At 72.1% G+C, this 13,395-nt stretch carries 9 protein-coding genes; 8 read left to right on the top strand and 1 reads right to left on the bottom strand.

The window, feature by feature from the left end:
* The first annotated feature begins 437 nt into the window (after positions 1-437).
* The 3 genes from ACFV6E_RS25115 to ACFV6E_RS25105 all read left to right on the top strand — a co-directional run bounded on the left by ACFV6E_RS25115 (position 438) and on the right by ACFV6E_RS25105 (position 5,446).
* Positions 438-836 carry an ATP-binding protein gene (locus ACFV6E_RS25115; protein WP_385464746.1) on the top strand — a complete coding sequence of 133 codons (399 nt, stop codon included), beginning with the start codon at positions 438-440 and terminating at the stop codon, positions 834-836.
* A 195-nt stretch (positions 837-1,031) separates the two neighbouring features.
* A complete protein-coding gene (locus ACFV6E_RS25110; RefSeq protein WP_385464743.1) occupies positions 1,032-4,676 on the top strand; it encodes a type I restriction endonuclease subunit R in 3,645 nt (1,214 codons plus the stop codon).
* A gap of 35 nt (positions 4,677-4,711) precedes the next feature.
* Positions 4,712-5,446 carry a M48 family metallopeptidase gene (locus ACFV6E_RS25105; RefSeq protein ID WP_385464740.1) on the top strand — a complete coding sequence of 245 codons (735 nt, stop codon included), beginning with the start codon at positions 4,712-4,714 and terminating at the stop codon, positions 5,444-5,446.
* A 67-nt stretch (positions 5,447-5,513) separates the two neighbouring features.
* Here ACFV6E_RS25105 and ACFV6E_RS25100 read toward each other — a convergent pair whose 3' ends face one another.
* Positions 5,514-5,837 carry a DUF427 domain-containing protein gene (locus ACFV6E_RS25100; RefSeq protein ID WP_385464737.1) on the bottom strand — a complete coding sequence of 108 codons (324 nt, stop codon included), beginning with the start codon at positions 5,835-5,837 and terminating at the stop codon, positions 5,514-5,516.
* Positions 5,838-5,957: 120 nt separating this feature from the next.
* On the opposite strand from ACFV6E_RS25100, the gene ACFV6E_RS25095 reads away from it, so the two are divergent.
* The 5 genes from ACFV6E_RS25095 to ACFV6E_RS25075 all read left to right on the top strand — a co-directional run bounded on the left by ACFV6E_RS25095 (position 5,958) and on the right by ACFV6E_RS25075 (position 12,994).
* Entirely contained in the window at positions 5,958-6,497 is a 540-nt protein-coding gene (locus tag ACFV6E_RS25095) for a TIGR00730 family Rossman fold protein (protein ID WP_385162912.1), read from the top strand.
* Positions 6,498-6,537: 40 nt separating this feature from the next.
* A complete protein-coding gene (locus ACFV6E_RS25090; RefSeq protein WP_385162910.1) occupies positions 6,538-7,236 on the top strand; it encodes an SDR family oxidoreductase in 699 nt (232 codons plus the stop codon).
* Positions 7,237-7,267: 31 nt separating this feature from the next.
* A complete protein-coding gene (locus ACFV6E_RS25085; RefSeq protein WP_385162908.1) occupies positions 7,268-8,275 on the top strand; it encodes a methionine synthase in 1,008 nt (335 codons plus the stop codon).
* A 9-nt stretch (positions 8,276-8,284) separates the two neighbouring features.
* Positions 8,285-10,486 (top strand): NAD-dependent DNA ligase LigA, encoded by a 2,202-nt coding sequence (gene ligA / locus ACFV6E_RS25080; protein WP_385464734.1) that lies wholly within the window; start codon positions 8,285-8,287, stop codon positions 10,484-10,486.
* A 258-nt stretch (positions 10,487-10,744) separates the two neighbouring features.
* Positions 10,745-12,994, top strand: coding sequence for a putative bifunctional diguanylate cyclase/phosphodiesterase (locus tag ACFV6E_RS25075; RefSeq protein WP_385464731.1), 2,250 nt, complete (start codon positions 10,745-10,747; stop codon positions 12,992-12,994).
* The last annotated feature ends 401 nt before the right edge of the window (positions 12,995-13,395 follow it).

The following is a 13,395-nucleotide window of genomic DNA, read 5'->3' as shown; positions in this document are numbered from 1 at the left end:
CTAGAAAGTGGAAGTTGGACTCACTAGTGAGTCGGACTGGTCTACGGTGTGACCCGTGCCACTTCCTCCCCGCCGACCCCGGAAGCGCACCGCCCCCACCTGCCCGCCCGGGACGGCAGGCGCGGCGCGGCAGAGCCACCGCACCGGCGGCCGAAGAACGCGTGGCGCACGTCCACTTGATCCACCGCGACCGAGCACCCTGGAGGTGCCGTGTGAGTACGGACCACGACCAAAACGAAAACCCGAGCCAGCCCCGCCTCAGGCCCGGGCCCCAGAACGACGTCCACCGGCCACCCCCGCCCGCCATCGCCTCCTACCTCCTCCCCGCCCTCAACCCCCTCACCGGCCTCCCGCACCCCCCGCCCCTCCCTTCCACCGCTCCCTGGCAATACGAGCTCCACTTCCCCTGTGACCCAAGAGGCCCTGGTATCGCCCGCGTGACCCTCCGCGCCATCCTCACGGCACACGGCCTCACCGAACTCAACGACCGAGCCGAGCTGTTGACGTCGGAGCTGGCGACGAACTCCGTGCAGCACACCAAAGGGCCCGCCTCCGTACGGCTCCAGTGGCTGCACCCCGTACTGCGCATCAGCGTCTGGGACATGAGCCCCGACCTGCCCGCGCTGCCGAGCCCGCTCGGAGCGCCGCCCGCCTTCCCCGCGACCGACGCCGACGGCGGGCGCGGACTACTGATCCTCGGGGCGGTCGCCGACCGGTGGGGCGGCTGCGCCATAGGCGATGCACCGATGGGGCCGGGCGGCAAGACCCTCTGGTTCGAGCTGGCTCTTCCCGCACCGCCGCCGGACGACGACCCGGCCGCCGCGCTCGCCGCCTGACAGGCGACGGGCGAACTCAGACGCCCGCCCCCTCCCGCTCCGTTTCAGGCGGCCCCGGAAACGCCTCGCGGCGGGCGTTCCCGATCACCGTTGCCCCGGTCATATCCGCACCCCGCGAGTACAGTTGTCCGCACGCTTCGTGAGGGAGCCGCGGGGCGGTCGTTGACGATGCGGTGACGGGCGGGAGAGCGGCCAGTGGCGCGGGCACTACCGGAGTATGCGAAGACCGAGAAGCCACTGATCGAACAGCTCGTGGGCCTGGAATGGGAACACTTGCAAGGCGCGCCGCCCGGGTCGCCCGCGACCGACCCGGCGGCCTCCGAGCGGCGGTCCTTCACTGAGACGTACTACCCGGAGCGCTTCAAAAGGGCCGTCGCCCGTATCAATCCCGGCGCGGACGGGCGACCCTGGCTGGACTCGGCCCAGCTCGACGCGCTGCTCGGCCTCGTACTCGGGACCAGCCGGAGACACGACCGCGCGGAACCCGGCGTCGCTGGGAATCTTCAGGCGACCCGGCTCCTGCGTGCGGGCGTCAACGCCCGCACCCTGGTCGGCTGGGAGGAGGGCGACCCCGAGTTCGTCCGGCTCGTCGACTGGGACGGGGAGTACGGGGAGTACGGTCCCGGCGACGGCAAGGGCGGCGCGGGGGACGGTAACGACTGGCTGGCCGTGTCCCAGTTCCGCGTCGAGCGGGATGGCTTCGCACCGGCCACTCCGGACCTGGTCCTGTTCGTCAACGGACTGCCCTGGGTCGTCGTCGAGTGCAAGGCCCCGCTGACCTCCGGCAGCGACAGCCGGGCCGCACTCGACGCCGCGGTCGCCCAGGTGCTCGGGTACGCCGGTGTGTACGCGGCGGCACCCGTCCCCTCGTTCACCCGCTTCGCACAGCTCCTCGTCGCCACCGACCGCGATCACGCGGAGCTCGGCACGGTCACCGCCGATCCGGAGTTCTTCACCCCGTGGCGCACCACCGAGCCCGCGCCGGACTCCGGTTGCGGCAGCGACATGGCGGTCCTGGCCGTGGGTGCGCTGACCCCCCGGCACCTGCTGGACCTTGTGCGGGACTTCACCACCGAGCGGCTGCAAGGGGGTCGTACCGTCAAGGTGATCGGGCGTTACCAGCAGTTCCGTGCCGTGACGTCCCTCACGCGCAGACTGCGGGATCGGCAGGCGGCCGTCGCGGCCGGCCGTGCCGCCGACCACCGCGGCGGTGTCATCTGGCACACGCAAGGCTCCGGCAAGAGCCTGACCATGGCCTTTCTCGTGCGGCATCTTCGAAGCGACCCGAAGCTCAGAACCCACAAGGTCGTCGTCGTGACTGACCGGCGTGACCTGGAGATACAGATCCGCCGCTCCTTGGCCGCGGCAGAGGAAACCGTTCATCGTGCGGCATCGGTGCCCGACGCCCGTGCGCAGCTCGGCGTGGACGTGCCGGACATCGTCCTGGTGATGCTCCAGAAGGCGCGCCGGGACGACAGCGCCGACGACGGCACCGAGGAAACGCTGGGGAACGCCGACGAACCCCCGCGGCTGCACAATGTGCCCGCCAACCAGAGCTCGCGGATCGTCGTCCTGGTCGACGAGGCTCACCGGGGCCAGGACAGCTGGCTGCACGCACGGCTGCGCAGCATGCTGCCCAACGCCGTCCTCATCGGCTTCACCGGCACTCCGATCATCGACGACACCCGTAAGAAGACCGAGGAGATCTTCGGCGGCCTCGCCGACACGTACACCCTGCGGGACGCGGAGCGTGACGGCTCCGTCGTGCCGGTGCGCTACGAGGCGTGGGACGTGCCCCTGGAGGTCGTCGAGAAGGCCGTACTCGATGCCCGGTTCGACGAGCGGGTCCCCAGTGATCCGGACAAACGGCGCCGCGTGCTGCGCAAGTTCGCGCGGCGCAAAGAGATCCAGGAGGCGCCTGTCGTCATCGCCGCCAAGGCCGAGCACATGCTGCGGCACTGGGCCGTCAACGCGCTGCCCGACCGCTTCGGAGCCCAGGTCGTCGCCGTCTCCCGGCTCGCCGCCGTACGGTACCGCGACGCGTTGCTCGCCGCCCGCGACCGGCTCCTCGCCGAGATCGACGCCCTGGACCCCGATCTCGTACACGACCCGAACGCCGCGCTCGACGCCGACGAGCCGACGCGCGAGCTGCTCACCATCCAGCGCCAGCGGGAGCTCCTGCGCTCCATAAACGCTGCCGTGGTCATCACCGGACGCTCGCCCACGGCGCCGGGCAGAGACCCCGAGAGCTGGCGCCGCTGGAAACTCAAGTCCCGGCAGGACGCGTACATCGAACGGTTTCTGCAAGGGCTCGGGGACCCGCTGGCCGCAGCGGACGACCCCTCGTGGGACGCCGATCCCCATGGCCCCGCAGGGCAGGGACTCGACGGTGGCAGGGGCGCCCTGGGCGGTGACGAGTGGGCCGTACCGGGCATGTGCGACGGCGACGGTGCTCCGCACCAGGAAGGTGCCCGCAGCGTCGGCCAGGAGGACGGTGAGGAGCCGCTGGCCTTCCTCGTCGTCCAGTCCATGCTGCTGACCGGTTTCGACGCTCCCGTGGAACAGGTCCTCTATCTCGACCGCGCGATCAGCGGCGTCAACCTGCTCCAGGCGGTGGCGAGGACCAATCGCCCCCACCCGAAGAAGGAGTGGGGCCTGGTCGTCGACTACGCGGGCGTCGGGCCGGAACTCGCGCGGCAACTGCGGGCGTACGACCAGCGGCACCTCCGCGCGGTGTACGGGTACGAGCGGGTCGGCGTGGACCATCTCAGGCGCGACGACGAGGGTCACTATCCGCCCGGCCAGCCGACGGGCGACGGCCTGCTGCTCCAGGCGGACGCGGCAGCCGACAGGCTCCTGACCGACCTCCATGACGCCCTGTTCCGCTTCCTCGACGGCCAGGGCCTCGCGGTCCGTGACACGGCCGGCGTCGTCACCCTTGACGACGAGGGCCGACGCGAGGACCTGCTGGACACCCTGCGTGACCCGATCACGCGCGGTGAGTTCGACGAGGTGGTCCGGGACTTCCTGTCGGCGCTCGGCGCCGTGCTGCCCCGCCCGGCCGCCCTGCCGTACGAGCGGCTCGCGGGACATCTCGGCGAGGTCCAGTACCTGGTACGCCGCCGCTATCTGGACGGGCGCGACGAGTTCAGCCCGCGCCGCTACGGCGCCAAGGTCAGGCAGCTCATCGCGCAGCACCTGCGCGCCGACGAGGCGGAGCTTCGCGTGCCGCGCGTCGACCTGAGTGACCCCGAGTTCATGGAGCGGGTGAACGCCAATCCCGACGCACGGGCGCGGATCGCCTATATGGAGAGCTCCCTGCGCACCCGGATCACCGCCCGTCTGGCCGGTGACCGCACCACGTACGACCGCTTCAGCGAACGCCTCGACGCGATCGTGCGCCAGATGCGGGACGACAGCGAGCAAGCCGCTGCCGACCTCGTCCGGCTCGTCGGTGATGTCAACGCGGCGGAGGCGGAAGCCGGGAGTGCCGACGCGGCGGCCGGACTCGATCCACTCACCGAAGGGCCCGTCTGCCGGGCGCTCGCCAAGGCCCTGGAAGAGGCTGGAGTGCTTCCCCTGCCCCCCGTACCGGAGCTGCACGCCGCTGCCCGAACGATCACCGACCAGATGGTGAATCTGGTACGCATGCCATCCTTCACGACTTCTGCCGCGACCCGGATCGACGCCCGCAAGAGCCTGCGCCGCACGGTCGAGCTTCGCCTCGGTCTCGAGTGGGAGGACACGGCGGATGTCGCCGCCGAGCTGGTCAGGCTGGCGGAGGCCCGTCGCCAGGACTTCTTGCGGCGTGGCGGCGGAGACCGGCCGCCCGGCCCCTGACGGACCCTGTCGGTGCCGAGTGGTACGAATACAGCGTGAGCATCACTGTCGAGTCGGCACTCGCCGCCCTGCCACTGCCTGAGGAGTGGCGCTGGCGGGTGGCCGTGCGGCCTCGGCGGCGGACCTTGGGCATCGAGGTCGCCGAAGACGGCGCGGTGCTCTTCGCCGTGCCGGCCGACGCCGAGCCTGCGGCCGTGGCGGACGCGGTCCGTTCGCGGCTGCCGCGATTGGCAGCCGAGGTGCGCAAGCGTGGTCCGCGCCCCGGCCAGCCTGTGAAGGAGCTGGTCAGCGGTGCGAGCTTCGCCTATCTCGGCCGACGGTACCGGCTGCGTGTGCTGCCTGCGGTAGAAGCGCGAGGAGTCCGTCTGCATCGCGGCTGGCTGGAGCTACCCCAGCCGGCCCGCCGCCAGGACGGGGCCCGACTGCTGGCCGACTGGTACACCGACCGAGGCAGTCGGTGGCTGGCGGCCCGGGCCGAGTCACTTGCCGCGACCGTCGGTGTGGTGCCACGACAGGTCGTGGCTCGTGAACTCGGTGAGCGCTGGGGGGCCTGCGACCGAGACACCGAACGAATCTCTCTGCACTGGGCGCTTATGCAGCTTCCCCCAGCGCTGATCGATCTGGTCCTTGTGCATGAACTCGCACACTTGAGGACGACAGGTCACGGACAGACCTTCCGTCGGCGAATGGGAGCGGCGCTCGTCGACCTTGACCGGTTGGAACGTCGATTCGCCCGTGTGGAGTCCGAACTGTGGCGTGGAGCCGTGTAGGTCTCGTCCAGGCGTCCGCACCACTTCGGGACGGGCGCCATCACGAGGCGCGGTTTGCGTGGTGCCCTCAGCCCACCTTCACCTCGTAGAAGCACAGGTGGTCCTTGATCTGTGCCACGTCGGGCTTCGGTTCGGGGTACGCCCAGACCAGGTCCGGGGCGTCCGGCAGCGACCAGTAGGAGGCCGTGCCCTTGAAGGGGCAGTGTGTGTGGGTCTCCGAGGGCGTCAGCAGGTCGAGGCGGACGTCCTGCGGAGGGATGTAGTAACGCACCGGAAGGCCCGTCTCGTGCAGCAGCAGCGGGCGGTCGCTCTCCGCGAGGACCTGGCCGTTGTGCACGACGCGTACGGGCTCCGTGCCCTGCTCGATGGTGATCGTGTGTCCCTTTGCCATACCTGTGCAGCACCGCCCGGCGCGGAGTTCTTCCCCGCAGGCCGCAGCGGGCCGGCGCACCGTACGGGGCGGCGGGCCGTACGGTCCTCGCGCCGCCCCGGCCGCCGTACCGTAGGCGGCATGAACATCTGCGTCTTCCTCTCCGCCGCCGACCTCGACGACCGCTACACCCGCCCCGCGCGCGAGTTCGCGGAGCTGCTCGGCAGGGGCGGCCACACCCTGGTGTGGGGCGGCTCCGACGTCGGGCTGATGAAGGTCGTCGCGGACGGTGTGCAGGAGGCGGGCGGGAAGCTGCTGGGGGTCTCGGTGGAGTTCCTTGCGGACCGCGCGCGCGAGGGCGCCGACGAGATGGTCGTCGCGCGGGACCTCGCGGAGCGGAAGGCGCTGCTGCTGGCCAAGTCCGACGCCGTGGTCGTCATGGTCGGCGGCACGGGCACGCTCGACGAGGCCACCGAGATCCTGGAGCTGAAGAAGCACGGGCACACCGAGAAGCCGGTCGTGCTGCTCAACACGGCGGGCTTCTACGACGGCCTCAAGGAGCAGTTCCGGCGCATGGAGGACGAGGGCTTCCTGCCCAGGCCCCTCACCGACCTGGTGTTCTTCGCCGAGGAGCCGGTCGGCGCGCTGGCCCACCTGGAGGAGAGCCAGGGCATCGAGTGAGCCGTGGGCGGGCGGAGCAGGAGCCGCCGGTGATGCGAGCATGGCGGGTATGGCTACACATGTGATCACCGGAGCGGGCTCCGGCATCGGCGCGGCCGTCGCCCGCCGCCTGCACGCGCGCGGGGACGAGATCGTGCTCCACGCGCGCGACGCGGGCCGCGCCAAGGAGCTGGCGGCACAGTTCCCGGGCGCCCGCACCCTGGTCGGCGACCTGGCGGACCCGGACAGGCTCTCCTGGGCCTTCTCGCACCAGACGCTCCCCGACCGGGTCGACTCGCTCCTGCACATCGCGGGCGTCGTCGACCTGGGTCCGGTCGGCGAGCTGACCCCCAAGTCCTGGCGCCACCAGCTCAACGTCAACCTCGTCGCGCCCGCCGAGCTGACCCGCCACTTCCTGCCCCAGCTCCGCGTCGCCCAGGGCCACGTGGTCTTCGTGAACTCCGGCTCCGGTCTCAGCGCCGGTCCCGAGTGGTCCGCGTACGCCGCCTCCAAGCACGGTCTGAAGGCCCTGGCGGACTCGCTGCGGCACGAGGAGCACGGCAACGGCGTCCGGGTCACCTCCGTCTACCCGGGCCGCACCGCGAGCCCCATGCAGGCCAAGGTGCACCAGCAGGAGGGCAAGGAGTACGAGGCGAGCCGCTGGATCGACCCCGAGTCGGTCGCGACCGCCCTCGTCATGGCCCTCGACCTGCCCCGGGACGCGGAGGTCAACGACCTGACGGTGCGCCCGGGACGGTAGGGCACCCGGGCGGCTTCCGTAGGCTTGGCCCGTGAGTGAGAACAGCGTGTTCAGGTTCGGGCCCGCCACCGGGGTCGGGTCCATGCCGGGCGGCGACGCGCGGGAGGCCGCCAAGACCGTCACGGGTTCCTTCGAGGACTTCCCGTACCTGCCCGAACTGCCCGCCCGGGGGCCCGGCGCCGACATGATCGGGCGCACGGCCGGGATGCTCGTCGAGCTCTACGCGCGCGTGGAGCCCAGCGGCTGGCGGATCGGCGACCGTCCGGGGCGCGACACCAAACGGGCCAGGTCCTGGCTCGGCGAGGACCTCGACGCCCTGGAGGAGTTCACCCAGGGCTACGAGGGCCCGCTGAAGGTCCAGGCCGTGGGCCCCTGGACGCTGGCCGCCGCGCTGGAACTGCGGAACGGCGAGGCCGCGCTCTCCGACCCCGGAGCCTGCCGGGACCTCGCCGGATCGCTCGCCGAGGGACTGCGGGCGCACCTCGACGAGGTACGGAGGCGCGTGCCGGGCGCCGACCTCGTCCTCCAGCTCGACGAACCGTCCCTCGTCGCCGTCCTGCGCGGCCAGGTGAGGACGGCCAGCGGCTACCGCACGCACCGCGCCGTCGACCGGCAGGTGGTCGAGGCCACGCTGCGCGACGTCGTCGGCGTGCAGGACGGCGGACCCGTCGTCGTGCACTCCTGCGCGCCCGACGTACCGTTCGCGCTGCTGCGCAGGACCGGCGCGGCGGCGGTCTCCTTCGACTTCTCGCTACTCACCGAGCGTGACGACGAGGTGATCGGCGAGGCCGTGGAGGCGGGGACCCGGCTGTTCGCGGGTGTCGTGCCGGGCGTGGACGGCCCGTTGTCGGACCCTGCCGGTAGCGTCATGGGTGTCAGGACGCTGTGGCGCAGGCTGGGGCTGTCTCCGGGGCTTCTCGCGGAGGCGGTGACGGTCACTCCGTCGTGCGGGCTCGCGGGTGCTTCCCCCGGCCACGCACGCAAGGCGCTCGCCCACTGCGTCCGGGCGGCGAGATCCCTCGCGGACAACCCAGAGTAACGGGAGGACATGACGGTGGCCGGCGACAAGCAAGCGGAGAGCACGGCGGTGCCCGCCGAGGCACGGGAGCGGCACGCCCAGCTCGCCGAGCAGATCGAGGAGCACCGCTTCCGGTATTACGTGAAGGACGCCCCGGTCGTCAGCGACGCGGAGTTCGACCGGCTGCTCAAGTCTTTGGAGGCGCTGGAGGAGGAACACCCGGAGCTGCGCACCCCGGACTCGCCGACGCAGAAGGTCGCCGGGTCCTACGAGACGGAGTTCACGGCCGTCGAGCACCTCTCGCGGATGCTGTCCCTGGACAACACCTTCAACGACGAGGAGATGGCCGCCTGGACCGACCGGATCGCCCGCGAACTGGGCGAGCAGGAGTACCACTTTCTGTGCGAGCTGAAGGTCGACGGCCTCGCGGTCAACCTCACCTACGAGCGCGGCCGGCTCACGCGCGCGGCGACCCGCGGCGACGGCCGCACCGGCGAGGACATCACGCCGAACGTGCGCACCATCGCCGAGATCCCCGACCGCCTCAAGGGCGACCGCGTCCCGGACGTGGTCGAGATCCGCGGCGAGGTCTACTTCCCGATGGAGAAGTTCACCGAGCTCAACGCCCGGCTGGTGGAGGCCGGTGACAAGCCCTTCGCCAACCCGCGCAACGCGGCGGCCGGTTCACTGCGCCAGAAGGACCCGCGCGTCACCGCCACCCGCCCGCTGCACATGGTTGTCCACGGCATCGGCACCCTCGAGGGCTACGAGGGCATGACCCGCCTCTCCCAGGGCTACGACCTGCTCAAGACCTGGGGCCTGCCCACCTCGCCGCACAACCGGGTGGTCGACGACCTCGACGGCGTACGCGAGTTCATCGCCCACTACGGCGAGAACCGCCACTCCGTGGAGCACGAGATCGACGGCGTCGTCGTCAAGCTCGACGAGATCCGCCTCCAGGGCCGGCTCGGCTCCACGGCCCGGGCACCGCGCTGGGCGATCGCCTACAAGTACGCGCCCGAAGAGGTCAACACCAAGCTGGTCGACATCAAGGTGGGCGTCGGCCGCACCGGCCGCGTCACGCCGTACGCGCAGGTCGAGCCGGTCACGGTGGCCGGTTCCGAGGTCGAGTTCGCCACCCTGCACAACCAGGACGTGGTCAAGGCCAAGGGCGTCCTCATCGGCGACACCGTGGTGCTGCGCAAGGCCGGAGACGTCATCCCGGAGATCCTCGGCCCCGTCGCCGATCTGCGCGACGGCACCGAGCGCGCGTTCGTGATGCCCTCCGAGTGCCCCGAGTGCGGGACGCCGCTGGCACCGGCCAAGGAGGGCGACGTCGACCTGCGCTGCCCCAACGCGCGCGCGTGCCCCGCCCAGTTGCGGGGCCGCATCTCCTACCTCGCGGGCCGGGAGTGCCTGGACATCGAGCACTTCGGGGACGTCGCGGCGGCGGCGCTCACCCGGCCCCTGGAGCCCGCGGACCCGCCGCTCGTCGACGAGGGCGACCTGTTCGACCTCACGGTGGAGAAGCTGCTCCCCATCAGGGCGTACGTGCTCGACCCGGACAGCGGCCTGCCCAAGCGGGACCCGAAGACCGGCGAGGAGAAGATCGCCACGGTCTTCGCCAACCAGAAGGGCGAGCCGAAGAAGAACGCGCTCGCGCTGCTCCAGAACATCGAGGCGGCCAAGGACCGCCCGCTGGCCCGCTTCCTCAACGGCCTGTCCATCCGCCATGTCGGCCCGGTCGCCGCGCAGGCGCTCGCCCGCGAGTTCCGCTCCATCGACCGCATCGAGCAGGCGAGCGAGGAGGAGCTGGCGGCCACGGACGGCGTCGGGGGGATCATCGCCGCGGCCCTCAAGCAGTGGTTCGCGGAGGAGTGGCACCGCGAGATCGTCCGCAAGTGGAAGGCGGCCGGCGTCCCCCTGGAGGACGAGGCGTCCGGCGAGGACGAGGGCCCGCGCCCGCTCGAAGGGCTCACCGTCGTCGTCACCGGCACGCTGGAGCACCACACACGGGACGGCGCGAAGGAGGCCCTCCAGAGCAGAGGCGCCAAAGTGACCGGCTCGGTTTCGAAGAAGACCTCTTTCGTCGTAGTCGGTGACAGTCCTGGATCGAAGTTCGACAAGGCGATGCAGCTCAAAGTGCCGGTCCTGAACGAGGACGGCTTCGCCGTTCTGCTCGGACAGGGACCGGAAGCGGCGGCGGAAGTCGCACTTCCGACCGATGAGTAGCGGTTGAAGGCCACCCGTTCGGCGCATATCAGATGCATAAGGGTGGCCGGGTCGCATTCGGGCAACCGTCCTCGACCGCTGCCCGTGGAAGCCTTCTGCGGCCTACTGTTGGGATGTGCGCCTGCCGTGCCCAGCTGCGGTTGGGGCATCCCCTGCTCCGCACGAGCACGGGGAAGAGTTTCAGACGCGGGGCCGCTGACGGTTTGTCGGGCATCGGACCGCGTGGCGTGGGCACCGCCGGTTGTGAGAGGGACGGGAATGGAACCGACCGAAAGCGCCGCCCCGGACTCCCGGCTGCGCTTGCGCCGCACAGCCGGCGCATGGCTGACCAGCCGCCGCAGAGGGGGACCGGGGACGCCCGACAGTACCGGAGGACGCGGCCCGGCACAGCCGGCCGCGGGCACGGCACCGCGCCGCTTCCCGATCACCCCCGAGCGCGACCCGGGGGCGACAGGGCACGAGAGCGACCGGCACCTGTCCTGGCCCGCGCTGCCCGCGGCGGTCGTCGCGGTCGCCGGGTTCGTCCTCGGGGCCGGTTTCTACCGGGCGTTCAGCGGACACCACGCGCTCTTCCCGTCCGGCACCGTCGGCTGGTCCCTGGCCGTGCTGACCGGGATCATCGTCGGCCATCTCGTCGCCCTCGGCCGCTCCCGCTGGTGGGGCGGCACCGGCTCGGGCGCCGCCCTCACCCTCGCCGTCCTGCTGCTCTACGGCTGGGTGCCCGCCGGCATGGTCAGCCTCACCGTGGTCGTGCTCGTCGGCATCGCCCGCCGCAACCGCTGGCGGCAGGGCATCCTGCACGGCGCCGTCGACATCCTCGGCATCGGGGCCGGCGCCCTGGTCCTGGCCGCGTTCGGCCGGGTGCCGTCCGTGGAGACGCCCTGGGACCCGCAGACCTGGACCGTCTATGCCGCGCCCCAGGTGGTGCTGGTCGCGGGCGGCTATCTCGCCGTCACCCGCGTCCTGCTCTGGTACCTGCACGCGCCGCCCGGCGGCGGGCTGCCGACCGTCGCGCGCACCGCCCTGGTCCGGCAGGGCCTCGTGGCCGTCGCGCTGCTGGGCATCGCACCGCTGGTCTGCGTGGTGGCCGTCGCCATGCCGCTGCTGCTGCCGCTGTTCGCCATCCCGCTGGTCGCGCTCGACTCCGCCCTGTCGATAGCCAGGGCCCGGGCGGAGGAGCAGCTGCGCGACCCGCTCACCGGGCTGCCCAACCGCCAGTGGCTGCTGGAACGCACCTGGACCGCGCTGGACGACGCCGAGCGGATCGGGGCGCGGTCCGCCCTGATGCTGATAGACCTCGACCGCTTCCGTTCGGTCAACGACACCCTCGGACACCTCGCCGGGGACCGGCTGCTGTTGCAGATAGCCGACCGGCTGCGGATGGCGCTGCCGCGCGGGGCGGAGGCCGCGAGGCTCGGCGGCGACGAGTTCGCCGTCCTGCTGCCGGTCGCCGACTCCACGACGTCCGCCACCCGGGTCGCGCGCAACCTGGTGGCCGCGCTCGGCTCGCCGCTCGACCTCGACGGACTCACGCTCGTCCTGGAGGCCAGCGCCGGGCTCGCCGTCTTCCCCGACCACGCGCTCGACGCGGAGGGGCTGCTGCGCCGCGCGGACGTGGCGATGTACCAGGCGAAGCGGGACCGTACGGGGGTCGAGGTGTACGAGTCGAAGCGGGACTCGAACACGCCGGACCGCCTCGGGCTGCTGGGCGACCTGCGCCGGGCCCTGGACGCCGGTGACGTCGAACTGCACTACCAGCCCAAGGTCCGCTTCGACGGGCAGGTGGCCGGGCTCGAAGCGCTGGTCCGCTGGGTGCACCCCGAGCGCGGGAAGGTGCCGCCGGACGAGTTCATCGCGATCGCCGAGTCCTCCGGGCTGATGCCGCACCTCACGGAGTACGTGCTGGAGACGGCGCTCGCGCAGGTCGCGCGCTGGCGCGCCCAGGGGCTGCACGTCCCGGTCGCGGTCAACGTCTCACCGCGCGACGTCCACACCCCCGGCTTCGCCGGAGCGGTCGCCGCCCGGCTCGCCCGCCACGGTGTCCCCGCGGGAGCGCTCCAACTCGAGATAACGGAACACGTGCTCCTGGAGGACCCGCAGCGGGCCGCGGACACCCTCGCCGGGCTGACCGGCCACGGCGTGAAGATGTCGCTCGACGACTTCGGCACGGGCTACTCCTCCCTGGTCCACCTGCGCCGGCTCCCCGTCAGCGAACTCAAGATCGACCGCTCCTTCGTGGCCCGCCTCGCCATCGACAACGAGGACGCGGAGATCGTGCGCTGCACCGTCGACCTCGCCCATTCCCTCGGCCTCCTCGTCGTCGCCGAGGGCGTCGAGGACGACGAGACCTGGGAACGCCTGCGCGACCTCGGCTGCGACGCCGTCCAGGGCTGGCTCGTCGCCGCGGCCATGCCCCCCGACGAAACCACGGCCTGGCTCCGAGCCCGAGGCTCCAGAGGCTGGCAACGCCCGACGGCCGCCTTGCCGGCGGTGGCAGCGGAGGAGTAGCCGGGCCCGGACACCCGACGGCGGTCGGCGGGCCCGGCGGGAGGGGCTGCACGCAGCCGGCCGGGGCCGCGCCTCTAGGGGCGCGGGGAACTGCGCGCCCAGCCACGACGGCGCGGCAGCCGACTGAGGCCGGACGCCGGACGCCGGGCGCCGGACGCCGGGCGCCGGACGCCGGACGCCGGGCGCCGGACGCCGGGTGGTCGGCCCGGGGCCCGACGGCGCGGCAGCCGACTGACGCCGGACGCCGGGCGCCGGACGCCGGGTGGTCGGCCCGGGGCCCGACGGCGAACCGGGGCCGGACGGCGGACGGAGCCGGATGCCCGACGGCGGGTGCCGGCCCCGACGGCGGACGGAGCCGGACATCTGACGGCGGGTGCCGGCCCGGCGGCGAACCGGACCCG

The sequence above is a fragment of the Streptomyces sp. NPDC059785 genome (assembly GCF_042732375.1).
GTDB lineage: Bacteria > Actinomycetota > Actinomycetes > Streptomycetales > Streptomycetaceae > Streptomyces.
Note: the sequence above shows the minus strand (reverse complement) of the source record. Positions and strands in the feature narration are given on the sequence as shown.

Coding starts and splice junctions, on each gene's coding strand:
- ACFV6E_RS25095 (WP_385162912.1), top strand. CDS start 5,958: ATGAACATCTGCGTCTTCCTCTCCGCCGCCGACCTCGACGACCGCTAC.
- ACFV6E_RS25090 (WP_385162910.1), top strand. CDS start 6,538: ATGGCGGGTATGGCTACACATGTGATCACCGGAGCGGGCTCCGGCATC.
- ligA (WP_385464734.1), top strand. CDS start 8,285: ATGACGGTGGCCGGCGACAAGCAAGCGGAGAGCACGGCGGTGCCCGCC.
- ACFV6E_RS25100 (WP_385464737.1), bottom strand. CDS start 5,837: ATGGCAAAGGGACACACGATCACCATCGAGCAGGGCACGGAGCCCGTA.
- ACFV6E_RS25075 (WP_385464731.1), top strand. CDS start 10,745: ATGGAACCGACCGAAAGCGCCGCCCCGGACTCCCGGCTGCGCTTGCGC.